Genomic DNA, 17,663 nt, shown 5'->3' with positions numbered 1-17,663 from the left:
AACGCGTTTAAAGCAGGTTGCGCGTTTCATTGGGAACGATGGTGACCAGCCAGGCCAGGCGCACGGATTTGTCGGCGCCGGACGGGTAGACCGCGATCTCGACGCGGCGGAAAGAGGGGTTGGGCGTGCCCGAGATGGTTTCTTCGCAGTACAGCTCCACACCGCCTTGCGGGCAGGCGTAGCCGCGCGTGCCGGGCTCGGGCCAGGTTTTGGACAGGCGCAGGGTGGCGAGGTGGTTCTCGGCGCTCCACTCGGCCAGCATGCGGGTCTGCAAGGCGGAGCCCGCCTCGATCATCGATCCCATCGCGCGCATGGCGGCGGTCAGCGCCACGGCCAGGATGGTCAGGGCGACCAGCACTTCGATCAGGGTGAAGCCGCACATCGGCACGCGCCGGGCGCTGCGTGCACGGGGAGGGGATTTGGGGTGGCGCGTCATGGCGTGCTGGCGAAGTAGCGGCCGGCGCCGTCGCTGGCCACGTCGACGCGGATGCCGCCGCGCACCAGCACGACATGCTGGGGACTTTCGATCAGCTCGCGCCCGAACACCAGGCGGGCGCCGCCGTTGCCGCGCCCGCCTTCGGTCACCGCTACGCCGTCGAGTTGCAGGCGCCATTTGGTCGGCGCGAACACGTCCCCGGAGAGCGGGGCCCATCCGGCCGGCGTGGCTTGCAGGAAACGCCAGCCGACCGTATCGGCCTCCCAGGCGATTGGCCGGGCGCGCAGCTGGGCTTCTTCCTGGGCGAGCTCGAACAGCCGCGCAATGCGCTGTCCGTCATCGAGCACGCGGCCGCGCTCATTGGGCGCGGCATTGATGGCTACCAGCGAGATCACGATGCCGGCGATGACCATCACCACCAGCAGTTCCAGCAAGGTGAAGCCGCGGTCGCGATGGCCGTGAAGCCGCCCTGCCTGTGGCCAGGTGCTCATGGCTGCGCGCCTGGCCCGGATCATGGCAGTGGTTCCTTATTCCCAGTTGCCGATATCGGCGTCGTTGCCACTGCCGCCAGCCTGGCCGTCGGCGCCGAAGCTGAACACGTCGATCTCGCCGCGCACGCCCGGGTTCAGGTACTGGTACGGATGGCCCCAGGGATCCTTGGGCAGCTTTTCCAGGTAGCCGCCACCCTTCCAGTTGTTGGGCACGGGCTCGGTGGTGGGCTTGGCCACCAGTGCCGCAAGGCCTTGCTCGGTGGTGGGATAGCGGCTGTTGTCCAGGCGGTACAGCTTGAGCGCTTGCATGATCGAGGAAATGTCCTGGCGCGCGGCGACGATACGGGCTTCGTCGGGGCGGCTCATGATCTTCGGGACCACCAGGGCGGCCAGCACGCCGAGGATCACGATCACGACCATGATCTCGATCAGGGTAAAGCCGCGGGCACGGCGGCGGCCGAGGCGGGGTGAAGAGTCGGGAAGGGTGGCAACGTTCCTGCGCATCATGGTTAGCCTTATGGAATATCTGGCGGAGCGCCTGCTCACATCCGCGTTGCATCGCGCGTGGCAGCGATCCAGTGGTCGAACAGTATAACCGCCACTTCATGACGATTTTGCGAGCGAGTGCTTGCATGTTCACTCGCGGCAAAACGGCGCGGGATGCGCGAAACGCACCGTCTTGCCTTGGGCGCGCCGATGCGTCGCGGGCCTGACGGAGGCAGACAGCTGTCATGCGGCTCTGGTAGGCTTGGTGTTTTGATGCCTACCAGCCCACTTCCGTGCAACTCTCCTTGCGGCCCGCCCTTCGCTTCAACCCCTCCAGCCTCTGGCTGCCGCGACTGGCCGCGCTCGTGCTGTTCGTCGCGCTATGCGCCCTGGCTACCCGCTGGGCGCTGACCTTCAGCGCGATGCAGACCATTGCCGTGCCGAACGCGGCCCGCGTGGCGCAGACCGAGGCGGTGGAGACCGGCGTGGCCGGCACGCTGTTTGGCGGCAACGCGCAGTCCGGCGTGCGCGATGTGCAGTTGATCGGGGTGGTAGCCGACATTGGCAGCGGCGCCGGGGCGGCCATTGTTTCGCTGGATGGCGGCCCGGCCAAGGCGGTGCGCGCGGGCACCGCGCTGTCGCCGCAGATCCGGCTGACGGAAGTCCGTGATCGCGGGGTTGTGATCGAGCGCAATGGCGTGCGCCAGGAAATTGCGCTGCCGGTACCGGCCATCGTCACGCGCGGCTCCGCGGCGGCCACGCAGCCGGCTTTGCCGGCAGGCGCGGCGGCGCCGCTATCCACGCCAATGCCCGTGCCCGCCACGCCCATCCCCGCACCGCCGCCGCAGTCCTTGCCGCAGCAGCAGTCCCAGGGCGGCAACGAGCCTATCTCTGCGAAAGACTGATTTGTAACAGCGCTTCGCCCACTTGTTTACGTTGCCTTCGGCGGTTTACGCCGGCGGTCCTTAACTGTGAGCCGCGTAACAACGTATTAGGTGGACCAACTTTCCAGCCTGGCGTGCGCTCTAATCCTTACCAGTCCACCGAGACGAAAAAGGAGCAAAGACATGCAAGGCAATCTCAAGGCACGTTCGATCCGGAATTTCATGGCCGCTTCGGCGGTGTTCCTGGCGATGGGCGGCGCAGCTTTCGCCCAGACCACTGCCCCCGCCGCGCCGGGCCCGGGACCCAAGGCGGGTATGGGCCACCATATGGAGCATGGGGAGCATGGCGGCGGCATGTGGTTCAAATCGGTCGATACCGACGGCGATGGCACGATCTCCAAGGCGGAGGCCGACGCGCTGTTCAACAAGATCGACACCAATCACGACGGCAAGCTCGACAAGAGCGAACTGGCTGCCTATCGCAAGACGATGATGGAGCAGCGCCGTGCCGAGATGCGGGCCGAGCTCGATGCCCGCTTCAAGGCGGCCGACAAGAATGGCGACGGTGCGCTGACCAAGGCAGAGGTGCAAGCCGGGATGCCTCACCTGGCCAAGTACTTCGACCAGCTCGACACCAACCACGACGGCAAGCTGACGCTGGACGAGATCCACGCTGGCATGCAGAAGATGCACGAGCAGCGGATGCAGCGGATGCCCCGCGGCAGCCAGTCCAACCCGGCGGCGCCGTCGAGCAGCGGTGGCTGATCGCGGTGACTGATGGAGGCAGGATCCACGGCGCGCCGCGCCGTGGGCAGATGAAAAAAGCGCGACCGTTGCCGGCCGCGCTTTTTTTTTTGCTCCGTGGCTGGCGGCCCTGGCCGGTGTTGGCACCATCCTTGCCTTCCAAACGCTCGACCTGCCGGATCACCGGATAGTCCACGCCCCTGAAGGCCGGAACGTCCGGGGCGATCCGGTCGCATCTGCCATGGCTGTCGCTGACGCCCTGTTCCTGTGCATGGGCTATACGCCGCGGCGGCATCTTGCACCCGGAAGGCGATCGCGCAGGCCGAAATGAAGCTGGAGGAGACAGGTCGCCATAAAAAATTGCGTACTTGTGCACGGTTTGCTAAATTTGCGCAAAAAAATTGCCGACAAACATATTGCGGAGCAACAATATCGTGAGCAAGGTGGAGCTGGACAAGATCGACAGGAAGATCCTGGAGGTGCTGCAGACCAACGGGAGGCTGACCAACCTGGAAGTGGCCGAGCGCGTGAACCTGTCGCCCAGCCCGTGCCTGCGGCGCATCCGCCGGCTGGAGGAGGTTGGCGTGATTCGCCAGTACGCGGCACTGCTGGAACCTGGCCGGATCGGGCTGGGGCTGCTGGCCTATATCAACGTACGGCTCGAGAAGCACGGCGGCGCGCCCAAGGGCAAGGCACCGCTGGACTTGTTCCGCGCCGCCATCGAGATCTGGCCGGAAGTGGCCGCCTGCCACGCCATGACCGGGGAGATGGACCTGCTGCTCAAGGTCTACGTGGAAGACATGGAGCATTTCGCACGCTTCATGAAGGACCACTTGCTGGCCCATCCCGCCGTCATCGACGTACGATCGAGCTTCGCGCTCGAATGCATCAAGGACACCACGGCCTTGCCGGTGCCAGGGGGCTGAGGGCCTCGCGGTGATCGCCGGCACCAAAGAAAATGGCGCGCCGGGCGGGCGCGCCATGGGTACGATGCCGGCAGGCTTGGCTCAGGCGGTGTGCTTTTGCGGCACCATCGAGCGCCAGAAGCGCAGGCCGAAACGGCGCGCATCGCGCAGGTTGCGGCGCAGCATGTAGTCGAGGTCGGCAACCTGCTCGTCGAGCGCCTCGGTCAGGCGGCTGACGGTATCGGCAGGCGGCAGCTCAAGGTAGGCATCGGCCTCGCCGTACGCATACTGCACCTTCATGCCGGCCTTTTTGGCAATGTGCATCATGGCGGCATTGCGCGACAGGCAGTGCATGTACAGGGTGCGCACGTTGCTGTTGCGGCCGTGCATGGCCGCACGCTCGAACAGCGAGCTGCCAATGCCGCGGCCACGTGCGCTTTGCGACACGGAGACGCCGAACTCGGCAACGCGGCCCTGCGTGTTGTCGCGCAGGTTGGCAAAGTGGCCCACGCCAATCAGTTCCAGGTGCTCGTCGTACACGCCGAACACGGTGTCGTGGTCGAAATCGATGCTGTCGACGTAGGCTTCGATCACATGATCGCCAACCGACTGGCCAAAACGGAGCAGGCGATCCTCCTCGCCCAGGGCGAGAAAATGCTTCAGCAGGCGCGAGCGATGATGCGCAGCCAGCTCGCGCACCAGGGTGGTGGGGCGATGTGAGGCTTGCGCTGCTGCGGCTGCACGGCGGAGATCTTCGTCGGATACGGCCCCGACGGCCTTGCTCAGTTCGAGCGGATTCACTTTGTTTTCCTTACGACGTAATCAGGTATAAAAATAGCACTCAGCGGGTGTTCGTCCATGCACTTTCGACAAATTGGCCGGGTACGAGGGCAAACACTATCTTGCTGCAATGCAAAAAGTATTGTAGTGGATTTGTCAGTTCCGCGTAAGGTGAGCATCGCTTCAACCTTGTTCGATTTTGTAAATTCCAACTAAATATATATAAATCAATGGGTTATGTGGCGATTGAAGAGCGCTTTCCGCCCCATGGTGTGGGCTTGCTGCAACGCCGCATATCGGTTCTCACCGGGCTGATGCATGGGATTGGCCCTGCTTCGCGGTGACGCAGCGCCCGTCACCCACAGATATAAGTGCTTTAAGAACATCTTTTTGGCCTAGCGGCTACTGTTGCGCAGCCGATTTTTCAGGATTTTTCGTGGACCCCAAGGCCGAGCCTCCGATTCTCGTTATCTACGCCCACCCCAGGCCGCACCTGTCGCGCGTCAATCGTCCGCTGGCAGCGGCACTGGAAAGCCTGCCCGGCGTGACCGTGCACGATCTCTACACCAGCTATACCGACTACGACATCGACGTGGTAGCCGAGCAGCGCGCGCTCGCGCGGGCCGGCACACTGGTGCTGCAGTTCCCGGTGCAGTGGTACAGCATGCCGGCGCTGCTCAAGCTGTGGGTGGACGATGTGCTGGAGAGCGGCTGGGCTTACGGACCCGGCGGTACGGCGCTGCGTGGCAAGTCCATGCTGGTGGTGGCCAGCACCGGTGGCCACGCCGACTCCTACGGGCCCGACGGCACGCATGGCCACAGCATCGAGGAATACATGCTGCCGCTGGAGCAGACCGCCGTGTTGTGCGGCATGAGCTGGCTGTCGCCGCTGGTGCTGCACGATGCCAACCAGGCTGATGCCCAGGCGCTGGCCGATCATATCGGCCGGGTCACCGGCGTGCTGGGCGGCATTGCTGACGGCGCCCGTGGCGTTGCCTCCAACGCCGCCGCAAGCTGAGGAGCACGCCATGGAACAACATGATTTCCTGGTGGCCCTGGTCGTCTTTCTGGTTGCCGCGGTAGTGGCGGTGCCGGTGGCGCGCCGCTTTGGCCTGGGCGCGGTGCTTGGCTACCTGCTGGCCGGCGTGGCGATCGGCCCGTGGGCCCTGCGGCTGGTGACCAACGTCGAATCCATCCTGCATTTTTCCGAATTCGGCGTGGTGCTGATGATGTTCGTGATCGGCCTGGAGCTCGAGCCCAAGAAGCTGTGGGCGCTGCGCCGCGTGATCTTCGGCTATGGCGGCGCCCAGATGGCGGCCTGCGCGATCCTGCTCGGCGGCGTCGCCGCGCTGGTCGGGGCATCGTGGCAGGTCGCGCTGGTGGCGGGCCTGGGGCTGGCGCTGTCGTCCACCGCGATCGCGCTGGCCACGCTGACCGAGCGCAATCTCTTTGGCACGCCGGCGGGCGCCGCCAGCTTCGGCATCCTGCTGTTCCAGGACATCGCCGCGATCCCGATGATCGCGCTGTTGCCGCTGCTGGCTGCCGGCGGCGCAGACGCCGGCGCGTCCGGCGCGGGGGGCTGGCTCGGGGCGGCAAAGGCGGTCGGCGTGATCGGCGCCGTGGTGGTGGGCGGGCGCTATCTGGTCCGCCCAGCGCTGCGCTTTATCGCGCGCACCGACATGCGCGAGATGTTTACCGCCTTCGCGCTGTTGCTCGTGGTGGGCATCGCGCTGATGATGGACGCGGTGGGATTGTCGATGGCGCTGGGCACCTTCCTGGCTGGCGTGCTGCTGGCGGACTCGGAGTACCGCCATGCGCTGGAAGCCGACCTTGAGCCTTTCAAGGGCCTGCTGCTGGGCTTGTTCTTCATGGCGGTAGGCATGTCGATCGACTTCGGCGTGCTGATGCATGCGCCGCTGCAGGTGGCGGCCCTGGTGGTTGGCTTCGTGCTGCTCAAGACGCTGGTGCTGGCCCTGCTGGCGCCGCGCTTTGGCATCGCGCGCGGCCAGTGGTTATTGTTTGCGCTGCTGATCTCACAGGGCGGCGAGTTCGCCTTCGTGGTGTTTGGCGTGGCGGGCGGCGCCGGCTTGCTGCCGGCGCGCATCGAGGCGCTGCTGGTGCTGGTGGTGGCGCTGTCGATGGTGGCCACGCCACTGCTCCTGCTGGCCTTCGACCGGCTGGTGGCGCCACGGCTGGCCCGCCTGGCGCGGCGCCCGGACGACGTGATCGCGCCGCAGGACAACCCCGTGCTGATCGCCGGCTTTGGCCGCTTTGGCCAGATCATCGGCCGCCTGCTCTATGCGCAAGGGATCGGCGTGACCGTGCTGGACCATGATCCCGACCAGATCGAGTTTCTGCGCCAGTACGATTTCAAGGTGTTCTACGGGGACGCCACGCGCATGGACCTGCTTGAATCTGCGGGCGCGGAGCGAGCCCGCATCCTGGTGGTGGCGATCGATGGCATGGAGGACAGCCTCGCGCTGATCGACAGCGTGCGGGCGCGTTTCCCGCACCTGCAGATCTATGCGCGGGCGCGCCATGTGTCGCATGTCTACCAGCTCAAGGACCGCGGCGTGCATCTGTTCGAGCGCGAAGTGTTCGAGGGCTCGCTGTTGCTGGGCCGTCGCGTGCTGGAGGGGCTGGGCTACGATCCCGTGCAGGCACGCTCGGTCGCGCTGCGCTTTCGCCGGCATAACATCGCGGCGATCGAGCGCTTCTACCCGCATTACACGGATCAGAAGAAGCTGGTCTCGCTGGCGCGCCAGGCGCGCGACGAGCTGGAGGAAATGTTCCGCCAGGACCGCGATCAGCGACGCCAGCGGGAAGAGGAGGACTGGTCCTGAGGTGCCGTGCCGGCGCTGCAATGGCGCCGGCATTGCCTATGCAATGTGTTACTCGACACCGCGCAGCCGCGCCGCGGGTTCTGCGCGGGCGCCGGGCAACCCGCCCGCCAGCAGGTCGATCACCATCTCGGCGAACTCCGCGTACGACAGCTTGCCGCCCGGCTTGAGCCAGGTGAAGGTCCAGTTGATCATGCCGAACACCGTCATCGTCAGCGCGGCCTGGTTGTCGCGGGTGACGCGCTCGGGATAGGCCCGGCGCAACTGGCGGGAGAAGGCGGCCACCACGTCGCGCTCGCGCTTGAGGATCTGGTCGCGCTGCTCCTCGGCGAGGAACTTGACGTCGTTGATCAGGGCGACATGCCGGGTCTGCGAGGTCTCGTACTCGGCCAGGAAGGCCCGGATCAGGTTGGAGAAGCTATCCAGCTCGCTGCGCCCCTGGCGTTCCGCCTCCGCCTCGACCTCGGTCACGATCAGCATCAGCCGGCGCGTGTAGCGGTCGAGCAGGTCGAACAGGATCGCCTCCTTGCTCTCGTAATAGTGGTACAGCCGGGCCTTGGAGGTGCCGCAGGCGGCAGCCAGGTCGGCCATCGAGGTGCTGGGGTAGCTGCTCGCGGCAAAGGCGGCGGCGGCCAGGTCCAGGATCTGCTCGCGCTGCGCCTCGAAATCGGGTGCCTTGGTACGGGCCATGGAGACCTTCGCCTTTTTTCTTTTTACTCGCCGCCGGCGGACAAGTTGCGGCGCAGCTCGCAGGTCTGCAGGGATTCGGCGTTGCCGCGCAGCACCAGCTGGCCGGCGCCGATCAGCTCGCGGCAGCGCCAGAACACAAACCAGTCGCTGGCCAGCAGGCCTTCGATGGCGCCCATCACGCCGCCCACCACTTGCGCGGCCGGCGCCCATTCCAGAGGGGCGCGCTCCAGGATCACTTCATCGACCGTGTGGTAAGCCGCGGGCACCAGCGTATTGCCCTTCCACAGGCGCACGTCGGCGTTTTCCTTGACGTTCTGCTGCCACTCATAGCCCAGCCGGCCAAGGCGCAGCACCGAGACCGGGGCGATGGTGGAGAAGCGCCTCGCCAGCCGGGCTGCGGGATACATGCCGATAGCGGCCAGGTTGCCGCGCGCGGGCGCTTCCAGCTCGCGCAGGTCCATGGCCACTTCATTGATGCGCTGGGGCGACTGGTAGAGGTGAAATACCACCCGGCGCAGCATCAGCTGGTCGGAAGCGCTCTGGCCATGCCAGATGGCAACTTCCAGCTCGTCCTTGCGCAGGCCATGCAGCTGGTCCAGCGCCTGATGCATTTCGGCGGCGAAGTCGATGTCGCTGTGCGGCGCCACGCGCTGCCAGAAACCGGAGCGGATGAGCCCGCTGCTATCGACATCGGCCAGCGGCCCGACGGCGAGGTCGTCGCGAAGCACGACGACCGGGTCGGGCCTGGCGGCCTGGGCGAGGGCTTGCCGTAGCGTGTTGCCCGCTACGTCACCGTTGACGACATGGATGTATTGCATGGGCGTGATTGTATATGGATGCGACCTGCGCAAGGCACGAAACGCGGCGGCTGAGCCGCAACGCTACGCAACGCTCGGTACGCTGGCGATCCTTCGTCCCCGGGAAGCGGCGTCTGGCATACACAACGGAAATAGTCGTTGCCTTCGCGGTCTATATAGGTAGACCGTCCACCGTTTCCGGACGGTGGCGTTGGAGCGCTTCCGTGCATGGAGCTTGATCCTGCACAAGGCGCCGCGCCGCCTAAACGTCAACCATGGCGTTTAGCCGCAACGCCTGTCTAAAGGAGGCAATCATGCCGTGCGCTCGCCTCGGGCGGGCCCGCGTCAAGGGTTTTCGGCGCTGGCTCGCTCGCATCAGACGTCTGGCGCCATTGGCGCTAGCCGCGCTGGTAGCGTTCCAGCCAACACTTGCCGCCGCCAATGAGCTCAGCATGGTCCGGCAAGCATTCGCGCAGCAGGTGTCCCGCCATCTCAGCTTCCCGGCGGCCGTCGCCGTGCGGTATGCCGGCTTGCTGACGTCCGCGCTACAGGCAGACGGGCGGGAGGCCGATGCAGGCGACTGGGCTGTGCTGATCGATCGCAACCCGCGCGTCCAGGCCGCCATGCTGTTCGCGCGGCCCGCCGACGATGCGCCCTGGCAGTGGGTGGGCGCCGCGCCCGTATCGACAGGCAAGCCAGGCACCTTCGATCATTTCATCACCCCGACCGGTGTATTCAGCCACAGCATGGACAACATGGATTTCCGCGCCGAGGGTACCTACAACGAGAACGGCATCCGCGGCTACGGCGTCAGCGGGATGCGCATCTATGACTTCGGCTGGGTCGATGCCCAACGTGGCTGGGGTAAGGGCGGGGAGAGCCAGATGCGCTTGCAGATGCATGCCACCGATCCGGACCGGCTTGAATCTCGGCTGGGCCACCCGGCCTCCAAGGGATGCGTGCGGATTCCCGCCACCCTGAATCGCCTCCTTGACCACTATGGGCTTCTGGATGCCGACTACCTGGCGGCTGTGCAGCGCGGCGACTCGCTCTGGGTCCTGGCGCCGGGCCGGGCACCGGTGGCCCGGCCCGGGCGCTACCTCGTGATTGTGGACTCGGGTGCCCACGGAACGTCCGCGTCGCGCGGGGGCGAGTAGTATCGAATCCGGCGGAATGCGAGGTCGCTTCCGCCACTATCCGTTGTTCTTCTGGAGAAAATGGCAATGACGAATGCGGCTTATAAGAAGATTGTGGTGGCAGTGGACGGCAGCGCAACCTCCGACCTGGCGCTTGCCGAGGCAATCCGGATCGCGGGCACCGGGGACGCGCAAGTCCTAGCCTTGTATGTCGTGGACAACGGCCAGCTTATGTTCGATGTTGCGTATTACGACCCGACGCCCGTGCTGCAAGCGTTGGCTGACAGCGGCGAACGCGCGCTGGCGGCTGCTGCGCAACGCCTGAGCGCGCAGGGCGTGCGCCATGAAACGCGGCTGGTCAGCCAGCAGGCCGTGGGGGCCGACATTGCAAGCGCAGTAAACGATGCCGCCGCCGAGTGGGGCGCAGACCTCATCGTGATCGGCACCCACGGCCGGCGTGGCGTGCGCAGGCTGGTCCTGGGCAGCGTGGCCGAGTCCGTGATCCGGCAGGCCAGCGTGCCGGTGCTCCTGGTGCGCGGCCCGGCGGCGGAAGGCTGAGCCTTCAGCCTGCGAATCGGATGTGCCCGCTGCGCAACAGGATTTCACGCGCCTGAGTGAGTTCGAACAGGCCCTCGGCAATGCGTTCGATGCGCTGCCGGTGGCTGGTAAACGCCCGCACCAGGTCCTCCTCGCGTGGAGAGCGGGCGCCGAAATGGGTCTCGAGCGCCTCGGCCGTGATCGAATACAAGGTGGGTTGCCCGTTGACAGTGGCGGGGCAGGAGAGGGTCAGGCTAGCCGCACAGTAGGTGGGGACGCTGCGGGGAAAGGAAATTTCGGGCATGGCGTGCCTCACACCGGTCACTGAGGAATGAAACCATTCTAGGAGATGGTTCCGATCCGTGATGAACGCAGAGTGCCGGGCTTTGACCGCCATCAACCCGGATACGGCAAATGCGGCTCGTTGGGCTTGGGCTGGCCACCGGCCAGCCGGTGCACGGAGGATACGGCTGCGTGGGTGGCGTTGACCTGGGCCCAGGCGTAGCCGGCCTGTTCAACCAGAAACCGGTCCAGCGGCGCAGCGGAATCGGGCAGGAACCAGCTTGCAAGCGAAGTCACGCCTGCGCCGGGGTTGGCTGCCAGGTCGGACAGCTGTGCGGCGAGGCCTTGAAGGATGGCCTGCGTGGCCGGTTGCGGCTGGCTTTTGCCCGCTTCGGCCTCTAGCCCGGCGCGCACCAAGCCAGCCAGCGCTGCCATGCGCCGCAAGGCCAGGTGCAGCTGGCTGTACTCGCGGGCCAGCTCTGGAGCGAGCTCTGCCACGCCCTGTTGCAAGGTTTGATCCGCACGGCTGGAGGTACGCCCGGCCGCCATGCGCAAGGCTTCCAGCCGTGTCTGCGTCGGCGCGGGCGAGCGGGTGGGCGAGGTCGTGAACGCGCTGGCGCCGGCGAACGCTGCCCGCAGGTACGCCGTGTTTGCCACCAGGGCGTCGAGGCTATGGCGATAAACCCGCGACAGCTCGGCCCGCGGCGCAAGCACATAGTAGGTGGCCAGGGCGATCAGGCAGCCCAGCGCCGTGTCGATGCCCCGCAGCGCGGCAAAGTGGCTGCTGTCCGCCGCTGGGGCCCCGACCCACGAGAACAGGATCACCGCGGGCGTCAGGCACATCGCGAAGGCACCGGGGCTGCCGGAGAGCCGGCACGTGTAGGCGGCAGCCAGGCAGCCCGCGCTGATTGCCAGGGCCACCGGCGCCGGCGGGTGAGCCAGGCCGATGGCACAGGCCAAGAGCGCGCCGGCCAGGGAACCCGCGAAGCGCAGGAACGAGATTCTGCGGGTGGTCTGCAACTGAGGGCTAAGCACCATGATGACGGTGACCGCCACCCAGTATCCGTGATCGACTCTCCAGAACTGCGCCGGCATCAGGCTCAGGCCGCCAGCCAGCGCCAGCCGCACCGCATGGCGGGCCACGCGGGCATCGCGAGCGGTGTGCTCCGCAACCACGGCGCGCCAGCGTTGCCATGTCCGGCGCATGGCGCGCCGCGGCCAACGGTACTCGCGGCGCCAGTCGCCAAAGGCCGGATAGCGGGCCAGTGCGCTCAGCGCAGCCTGGTACAACGGCGGCGCCCCGGCATTGGCCAGCGGTGCATGCAGGCGGCGCAGTTCGCCAGCCAGCGCCGCGCATAGCGACGGCAGGTCAGGCGCGTGATGGGCCAGACCTTCGCAGACCTGCTCCCGGACATCGGTGACGCAGCGCAGCAAGTGGCGCAGCGGCAGGTGCTCTACACTGCCCGCGTCACCGGCTTTGGGACCCGCGTCATCGGCCCGGCTGCGCAGTTCGGCGGCAACGATCAACAGGGCAAACATGGCGTCGGCCAGGCCCACCATATAGGCATAGTGCATCAGCCCAAGCGGGTCCCGCAGGCTGCGCCGCATGTTGATTGCCTGATGCGCAGCCTCGATACGCTCACGGATGTCGCGCTTGATAGCCGTCGCATCGCCCACGGGCGCCTCGGCTGCCAGATCGGAGGCAAAACGCAGCAACGCATCGAACACCGCCAGTATCTCGGCGCGCGGCCGCGTGTCGCGCGCCGATCGGATCAGGGCCAGGCTGACGACGCAGGCGAAGATCCCGCCAAGCAGGAATTCCTGGCTGCGGGCCAGCACACGCACGGCCAGTTCGGCCTCGCCCGCTGGTTGCAGGCAGGAGGCGATCAGCACCACATAGAGCAGCTTGGCCGACAGCGCGGGCACGGGGCCGCGGGTCTCGGCCAGCCCGGCGAAAAGCCCGGCGAAAAGCACCACGGCCAGCGCCGTCCATGGCGTCACTGCCGCAGCGGTGCCCAGGGCACATGCGGCCGCGCCGCCAATGCCTACGGAGCCGAGTGCCGCGAGCCGTTCGGCGGCGGTGCCGCGGCGGTCGGCCAGGCAGGTCCAGATCGAAGCCGTTGCCGCCCACAGATAGCCCGCTTCCCCGGTAAGCCATCCCGTGCCGGCCAGGACCAGGAACGAGAAGGCGTAGACCAGGCCTCTTTGCAACATCGAGGCATCGGGGCGGGGCAGGCGCAGCGCGGAAATCATGTCAGCAAGGAGGGTGGGCGCTGCGAGGCGGAGATCCGCCCTGCCAGGCGCAAGGGACAGGCTGACTCTACGGGATTGAATGTTGCGTCGCAACATTTCACGCAAAATTCGGGGTTTTACACCGGAGCGGTGCGGTTTGGCCTTCTCATGGTGCAGCGCCTGGGCTTCTTTGGTGCGCTGGGCAGGATCGACTACTGGCTTTGCCGTGAGCCGCCACAGCAAGGGCAAACCATGCGGACTGGCAAAATGCGGGCAAAAAAAACCCGCGCAGTTTCGTGCGCGGGCTGGAATCCACCGAGGTGGTGGAGGAGACAGACTCCACTATATATGATTTGTTGCGTCGCACCAAGCGGCGCGCAGGCCAAGCGTGTCTGGCTTCACAAACATGTTGCATGTGAGCAACAAAGTGGCGGCTTGGTACATTGGAAACTGGTTTTTTCTCTCTTTTTGTCCTGTTTTCATCGAGTGTTTGTTGACGATTCGCTGGCTTTTATCGCGGCGCGGCGTGCCCGTTTCAGCGGAAAAACAGATAGGCGATGCCGACCGCGGCGCACAATCCCACAAGATCGGCAAACAAGGCACAGGCAAGCGCATGCCGCGTGTTGCGGATGTTGACGCTGCCGAAGTACACGGCGAGCACATAGAAGGTGGTTTCGGTCGATCCCTGGATGATCGCGGCGAGCTTGCCCTGGAAGGAGTCGACGCCATAGGTGCTCATGACGTCGATCATCAGCCCGCGGGCGCCCGCGCCAGACAGGATTTTCATCAACCCGACCGGCAGCGCGGGGACGAAGGCGGTGTCGAGGCCCAGCCAGGCAAAAGCGGCGCTCAGGCCCTGCATCAGGACATCCATGCAGCCGGTCACCCGAAACAGCCCGATCGCTACCAGGATTGCCACCAGATAGGGAATGATCTGCACCGCGACGCCGAAACCTTCCTTGGCGCCGTCAATGAAGGCCTCGTAGACGTTAATGCCGCGTATGGCGCCGCAAATCAGGAAGACCACAATCAACGTCAGGATGAAGCCGCTGCCAGCCAGCGCGGTGGCGGTGCTCACCTGTTCCGGGGGCGCGTGCCGCAGCCAGAGGAAGAGTCCGCCGACAGCCGCCGCCAGCAGCCCGAAGGCGGCTAGCACGGCTGGCTTGAGGACGTTGAGCCGCTGCGTCCAGGCCACTGCCAGCAAGCCGGCAACGCAGGACACGCAGGTGGCGAGCAGGGTAGGAAGAAAGATATCCGCGGCATTGAACCCGACCAGGCCTTGCTTGACGGCGATCGCTTGCCGCATGGCGATCACCGAAGTCGGGATCAGCGTCAAGCCAGCCGTGTTCAGCACGATGAACATGATCTGCGCGTTGCTGGCCGTCTCAGGGCGCGGATTGAGTGACTGCAGCTCCCGCATGGCATTGAGGCCGAGCGGAGTCGCCGCATTGTCGAGCCCCAGCATATTGGCCGACACATTCATCATCATCGCGCCCTGGGCTGGGTGGCCCTGCGGAACACCGGGGAAGAAGTGGCGCAAAAGCGGGTTGACCGCGCGCGCAAAGGCGTCGACTACGCCGGCGCGTTCGCCAATGCGCATGATGCCCAGCCACAAGCTCATGACGCCCGCCAGGCCAAGCGAAATCTCGAACGCGGTGCGTGCGTTGTCGAACAGGCTCGCAAGCATCGCCGGAAACACCGCGGTATCGCCTGTCGCCACACGAATGCAGGCGACGACGAAGGCGAGCAGGAAGAAGGAGAGCCAGACCAGGTTAAGAGCCATTGGCGAATCGCAGGCGGGGTTTGGGACAGGCTACGCATCATAGCCTGCCGGACCGGTGCCAACGGCGCATGGGTGGCGCGTTGTGCCAGGGTCGGCGCGCCCTGGCGTGAGCCGGCACCGGCAACGTGTGTTGCGCAAAAACCGTAGTGCGCCGGTATACAATGCGGACAATGCCGCCGCGGTCGCATTGCCCCTCAGTCTTCCGGGCCAGCGCCGCGGTCCCTGATCCCTTTGACACTCGTCCGCGATGGCTCGCCCGCGCGCCACACCCGAGGACAGTGTCACGCCGACCCAAGCCAGAATCTATGTCCGACGCCCATGGTACCGAACACGCACTTCCTGGTTCGGATTCCGCCGGCGCCAGTCTTGGCGCCCAGCACTCCCCATTGTTTGCCCTGGTGACCGATACGTTGCGTGAGCGCATCCTCGGCGGGCAGTACAACCAAGGCGAGCGCCTGGTCGAGAACAAGCTATCCACCGAACTTGGCGTGTCGCGCATCCCCGTGCGGGAAGCGCTGCGCGCGCTTGCCGCCGAAGGCCTGGTGCGCATCGAGCCCCGGCGGGGCGCCTCGGTGGCGACGCTGTCGCCGAACATCGCCAAGGAAATGGTCGAGGTGCGGGCCACCCTGGAGGGGCTCAACGCCAAGCTGGCTGCCCAGCGCCGTGATCCCGCCTTGATCGCCGAGCTCAGCGAAGTGCTGCGTCAGGGTACCGAGGCCGCCGCGAGCGGACGCTCGGAGCGCTTCATCGAATTGAACACCCGCTTCCATGAGGTGCTGGGCAATATCGCGGCCAATAGCGTGCTGCAGGATATGGTGCGTACGCTCAGGGAGCGCACGGGTCTGCTGTTCGCGCCGGCCAACGTGACGCGTGCCCGGCAGAACTGGGAAGAGCATGCGCAGATCCTGCAGGCCGTCATCGCCGGCGATGCGGATCTTGCGGCGCTGTTGGCGACGCGGCACGTCTATAGCGCCGCCAAGGCGGCCGAAGATGTGGCCGAAGCCGGCACCACAGGTTCCTGAGCGCTGGTAGATAGTATTCGATATACGAAATTGATCCCTCGCCGGGTCAAGTCAGCACCGCCGCCGCGATAACGCCGCTTTTCGTTGATTTCATTGGCATTTCTGAGCGCTCTGGCAGCAACCTAATGCCCCGGAATGGGGCGTTTGCAAGCCTCGGCATGACGCAGTGCACCAAAACTCGGTATACTGTTAATCCTGATGAACCACAATAGGGATTGACCATGGACTACCCGACGCCCGCCTATTTCCGGCAGTCGGTTGGCGAGCAGCTGCTGGCCCACTATGCCGAGCGCGACGCTGTGCGCCATCGCACCCCGCTCCTGCCTATCCGCTGGCCAAGCCTGCGTCCCTTGTTCCGCCGCCTGTGCGTGCGCGACCAAAAGGCGGTTTGAGCGCACTGCCTAAGATAGCGCGGCCCCGCGCGCCGCCAGCAGGGCGCGCAATATAGAGCGGTGGCATCTTTCCTCGTGTTCGCAATAACAGCCAATCGAGAAATTCGTTTGCTGTGACATCGCGGCCAGCAGATCCAGTGTCCTGCTGGCCTCCGGACGTGCCATTTCCGCACGAAAGTGCCGCTCGAATGCCCGCCATGCCTTTTCATCCCCTCCGGCCTGTATGTCCAGGGCCTGTGCAACCAGTTCGGCGGAGGGTGACAGGTTCGGAAACCACACATCGTAGTAGTCCCGCTTGGCGAACTCGGCTTTCGGCACGCCTCGGGGCGGCCTGCGTACGGTGCCGATGCGGATTCCCTCGTCGGGCTGTCGGGGCGAGCCGAGCTTCACGATGCGAATGGTCATGCAAGTTTCTCCTTCTATATAGATAGAGCGACTAGATAGAGCGACCCACGGGTGTAGCGGACTTCGTCGTGTGCCGCCCGGGCCTGTCCCGCGGCCATAGTTTGCCGCAGCCAGGTGGCTGCCGGCTAGCGCCGTGGCTCGGTGGTGCCAGCCAGTCTTCATAAGCCTTTTGCGGCACTTTTCTGTTGATGCCAGAATCATTTCAGAAAACGCTTGCCAAGGCCGAGGGGGTCCCCTATGATTCGCCCCCTCGCAACACGAAACACCGCTGCAAAGCAGACGGGACGAGGGTTGCGGGGTCGGCAGGGGTGGTTGGCGGCGCGAACGGCGCGGCGAGCTGAAGGAAAAAAACCTGTTGACGAAACGATGATCACGCTTCATAATCTCGTTTCTCTGCTGCAGCAAACGCAGCGACGCGGTAAGCAAAGCGAATCGTGGCAAGTTCTTTAACAAACAAACAACCGATAAGTGTGGGCGCTTGATAGCGGATGCGGAGGACTTCGGTCTTTTAGCTTACAAGTTATAAAGTGCTCGCACAGTAAAACATGTTGGTTATGTCCGGGGTGCAAATCGCGGACGTAACCAGTCAGTTTTCTGAGAGTGAGCGACCGCTCGAAAGAGCGAGATCCGCAAGGATCACACAGGTATTAAACTGAAGAGTTTGATCCTGGCTCAGATTGAACGCTGGCGGCATGCCTTACACATGCAAGTCGAACGGCAGCACGGGAGCAATCCTGGTGGCGAGTGGCGAACGGGTGAGTAATACATCGGAACGTGCCCTGTCGTGGGGGATAACTAGTCGAAAGATTAGCTAATACCGC

19 protein-coding genes and 1 rRNA gene are annotated in these 17,663 nt (G+C 65.2%); 10 read left to right on the top strand and 10 right to left on the bottom strand.

Features of this window, described 5'->3' with window-relative positions; all coding sequences use genetic code 11:
• Positions 1-7: 7 nt before the first annotated feature.
• The 3 genes from gspI to gspG are packed head-to-tail and all read right to left on the bottom strand — an operon-like array spanning position 8 to position 1,431.
• Positions 8-436 carry a type II secretion system minor pseudopilin GspI gene (gene gspI, locus A9975_RS11250; RefSeq protein ID WP_150991158.1) on the bottom strand — a complete coding sequence of 143 codons (429 nt, stop codon included), beginning with the start codon at positions 434-436 and terminating at the stop codon, positions 8-10.
• Positions 433-927, bottom strand: coding sequence for a GspH/FimT family pseudopilin (locus tag A9975_RS11245; RefSeq protein ID WP_183032752.1), 495 nt, complete (start codon positions 925-927; stop codon positions 433-435). Before A9975_RS11245 ends, gspI begins: the two co-directional genes overlap by 4 nt.
• Before the next feature lie 36 nt (positions 928-963).
• Positions 964-1,431, bottom strand: a complete 468-nt coding sequence (gene gspG / locus A9975_RS11240) for a type II secretion system major pseudopilin GspG (protein WP_043352406.1) — start codon at positions 1,429-1,431, stop codon at positions 964-966.
• Between the two features lie 275 nt (positions 1,432-1,706).
• On the opposite strand from gspG, the gene A9975_RS11235 reads away from it, so the two are divergent.
• The 3 genes from A9975_RS11235 (at position 1,707) to A9975_RS11225 (ending at position 3,967) form a co-directional block, all read left to right on the top strand.
• Positions 1,707-2,318: a type II secretion system protein N gene (locus tag A9975_RS11235; protein ID WP_370564380.1), complete on the top strand. Its 612-nt coding sequence runs from the start codon at positions 1,707-1,709 to the stop codon at positions 2,316-2,318.
• Between the two features lie 162 nt (positions 2,319-2,480).
• Positions 2,481-3,062, top strand: a complete 582-nt coding sequence (locus tag A9975_RS11230; RefSeq protein ID WP_183032751.1) for an EF-hand domain-containing protein — start codon at positions 2,481-2,483, stop codon at positions 3,060-3,062.
• Positions 3,063-3,475: 413 nt separating this feature from the next.
• A complete protein-coding gene (locus A9975_RS11225) occupies positions 3,476-3,967 on the top strand; it encodes an Lrp/AsnC family transcriptional regulator (RefSeq protein WP_043352404.1) in 492 nt (163 codons plus the stop codon).
• Between the two features lie 81 nt (positions 3,968-4,048).
• On the opposite strand, the gene A9975_RS11220 is transcribed toward A9975_RS11225, so the two are convergent.
• A complete protein-coding gene (locus tag A9975_RS11220) occupies positions 4,049-4,747 on the bottom strand; it encodes a GNAT family N-acetyltransferase (protein ID WP_150991152.1) in 699 nt (232 codons plus the stop codon).
• 415 nt (positions 4,748-5,162) lie between these two features.
• On the opposite strand from A9975_RS11220, the gene A9975_RS11215 reads away from it, so the two are divergent.
• Entirely contained in the window at positions 5,163-5,744 is a 582-nt protein-coding gene (locus A9975_RS11215; RefSeq protein ID WP_183032750.1) for an NAD(P)H-dependent oxidoreductase, read from the top strand.
• A gap of 10 nt (positions 5,745-5,754) precedes the next feature.
• On the top strand, positions 5,755-7,569 hold the full coding sequence (gene kefC, locus A9975_RS11210; RefSeq protein ID WP_150991148.1) for a glutathione-regulated potassium-efflux system protein KefC: 1,815 nt from the start codon (positions 5,755-5,757) through the stop codon (positions 7,567-7,569).
• A 48-nt stretch (positions 7,570-7,617) separates the two neighbouring features.
• On the opposite strand, the gene A9975_RS11205 is transcribed toward kefC, so the two are convergent.
• Positions 7,618-8,256: a TetR/AcrR family transcriptional regulator gene (locus tag A9975_RS11205; RefSeq protein ID WP_043350405.1), complete on the bottom strand. Its 639-nt coding sequence runs from the start codon at positions 8,254-8,256 to the stop codon at positions 7,618-7,620.
• A 23-nt stretch (positions 8,257-8,279) separates the two neighbouring features.
• Entirely contained in the window at positions 8,280-9,074 is a 795-nt protein-coding gene (locus A9975_RS11200) for a DUF1835 domain-containing protein (RefSeq protein WP_043350404.1), read from the bottom strand.
• 293 nt (positions 9,075-9,367) lie between these two features.
• On the opposite strand from A9975_RS11200, the gene A9975_RS11195 reads away from it, so the two are divergent.
• Both A9975_RS11195 and A9975_RS11190 read left to right on the top strand, forming a co-directional pair.
• Positions 9,368-10,210 carry a L,D-transpeptidase gene (locus A9975_RS11195; RefSeq protein WP_255503161.1) on the top strand — a complete coding sequence of 281 codons (843 nt, stop codon included), beginning with the start codon at positions 9,368-9,370 and terminating at the stop codon, positions 10,208-10,210.
• 66 nt (positions 10,211-10,276) lie between these two features.
• Positions 10,277-10,747, top strand: coding sequence for a universal stress protein (locus A9975_RS11190; RefSeq protein ID WP_183032749.1), 471 nt, complete (start codon positions 10,277-10,279; stop codon positions 10,745-10,747).
• 4 nt (positions 10,748-10,751) lie between these two features.
• Here A9975_RS11190 and A9975_RS11185 read toward each other — a convergent pair whose 3' ends face one another.
• The 3 genes from A9975_RS11185 to A9975_RS11175 all read right to left on the bottom strand — a co-directional run bounded on the left by A9975_RS11185 (position 10,752) and on the right by A9975_RS11175 (position 15,023).
• Positions 10,752-11,030: a DUF1488 domain-containing protein gene (locus A9975_RS11185; protein WP_183032748.1), complete on the bottom strand. Its 279-nt coding sequence runs from the start codon at positions 11,028-11,030 to the stop codon at positions 10,752-10,754.
• Positions 11,031-11,122: 92 nt separating this feature from the next.
• Positions 11,123-13,222, bottom strand: a complete 2,100-nt coding sequence (locus A9975_RS11180) for an FUSC family protein (protein WP_255503160.1) — start codon at positions 13,220-13,222, stop codon at positions 11,123-11,125.
• A 553-nt stretch (positions 13,223-13,775) separates the two neighbouring features.
• The gene (locus A9975_RS11175) at positions 13,776-15,023 is read right to left on the bottom strand and encodes a nucleoside recognition domain-containing protein (RefSeq protein WP_183032746.1); all 1,248 of its coding nucleotides are present in this window, start codon (positions 15,021-15,023) and stop codon (positions 13,776-13,778) included.
• Positions 15,024-15,328: 305 nt separating this feature from the next.
• Between A9975_RS11175 and A9975_RS11170 the strand changes: the two genes are divergently transcribed.
• Complete coding sequence (locus A9975_RS11170; protein WP_174428479.1) at positions 15,329-16,045, top strand: GntR family transcriptional regulator; 717 nt, start codon at positions 15,329-15,331, stop codon at positions 16,043-16,045.
• 221 nt (positions 16,046-16,266) lie between these two features.
• A complete protein-coding gene (locus A9975_RS11165) occupies positions 16,267-16,437 on the top strand; it encodes a hypothetical protein (protein WP_174428478.1) in 171 nt (56 codons plus the stop codon).
• Positions 16,438-16,446: 9 nt separating this feature from the next.
• Here A9975_RS11165 and A9975_RS11160 read toward each other — a convergent pair whose 3' ends face one another.
• A complete protein-coding gene (locus tag A9975_RS11160; RefSeq protein WP_043350391.1) occupies positions 16,447-16,842 on the bottom strand; it encodes a DUF488 domain-containing protein in 396 nt (131 codons plus the stop codon).
• A gap of 649 nt (positions 16,843-17,491) precedes the next feature.
• On the opposite strand from A9975_RS11160, the gene A9975_RS11155 reads away from it, so the two are divergent.
• A 16S ribosomal RNA gene (locus tag A9975_RS11155) occupies positions 17,492-17,663 on the top strand; the annotation flags it as partial.

It is taken from the genome of Cupriavidus sp. UME77 (assembly GCF_014170355.1).
GTDB lineage: Bacteria > Pseudomonadota > Gammaproteobacteria > Burkholderiales > Burkholderiaceae > Cupriavidus > Cupriavidus basilensis.
This window is presented reverse-complemented; position numbering and strand designations above follow the sequence as displayed.

Coding starts and splice junctions, on each gene's coding strand:
- gspI (WP_150991158.1), bottom strand. CDS start 436: ATGACGCGCCACCCCAAATCCCCTCCCCGTGCACGCAGCGCCCGGCGC.
- A9975_RS11245 (WP_183032752.1), bottom strand. CDS start 927: ATGAGCACCTGGCCACAGGCAGGGCGGCTTCACGGCCATCGCGACCGC.
- gspG (WP_043352406.1), bottom strand. CDS start 1,431: ATGCGCAGGAACGTTGCCACCCTTCCCGACTCTTCACCCCGCCTCGGC.
- A9975_RS11230 (WP_183032751.1), top strand. CDS start 2,481: ATGCAAGGCAATCTCAAGGCACGTTCGATCCGGAATTTCATGGCCGCT.
- kefC (WP_150991148.1), top strand. CDS start 5,755: ATGGAACAACATGATTTCCTGGTGGCCCTGGTCGTCTTTCTGGTTGCC.
- A9975_RS11205 (WP_043350405.1), bottom strand. CDS start 8,256: ATGGCCCGTACCAAGGCACCCGATTTCGAGGCGCAGCGCGAGCAGATC.
- A9975_RS11200 (WP_043350404.1), bottom strand. CDS start 9,074: ATGCAATACATCCATGTCGTCAACGGTGACGTAGCGGGCAACACGCTA.
- A9975_RS11195 (WP_255503161.1), top strand. CDS start 9,368: ATGCCGTGCGCTCGCCTCGGGCGGGCCCGCGTCAAGGGTTTTCGGCGC.
- A9975_RS11190 (WP_183032749.1), top strand. CDS start 10,277: ATGACGAATGCGGCTTATAAGAAGATTGTGGTGGCAGTGGACGGCAGC.
- A9975_RS11185 (WP_183032748.1), bottom strand. CDS start 11,030: ATGCCCGAAATTTCCTTTCCCCGCAGCGTCCCCACCTACTGTGCGGCT.
- A9975_RS11180 (WP_255503160.1), bottom strand. CDS start 13,222: ATGTTGCAAAGAGGCCTGGTCTACGCCTTCTCGTTCCTGGTCCTGGCC.
- A9975_RS11175 (WP_183032746.1), bottom strand. CDS start 15,023: ATGGCTCTTAACCTGGTCTGGCTCTCCTTCTTCCTGCTCGCCTTCGTC.
- A9975_RS11170 (WP_174428479.1), top strand. CDS start 15,329: ATGTCCGACGCCCATGGTACCGAACACGCACTTCCTGGTTCGGATTCC.
- A9975_RS11165 (WP_174428478.1), top strand. CDS start 16,267: ATGGACTACCCGACGCCCGCCTATTTCCGGCAGTCGGTTGGCGAGCAG.
- A9975_RS11160 (WP_043350391.1), bottom strand. CDS start 16,842: ATGACCATTCGCATCGTGAAGCTCGGCTCGCCCCGACAGCCCGACGAG.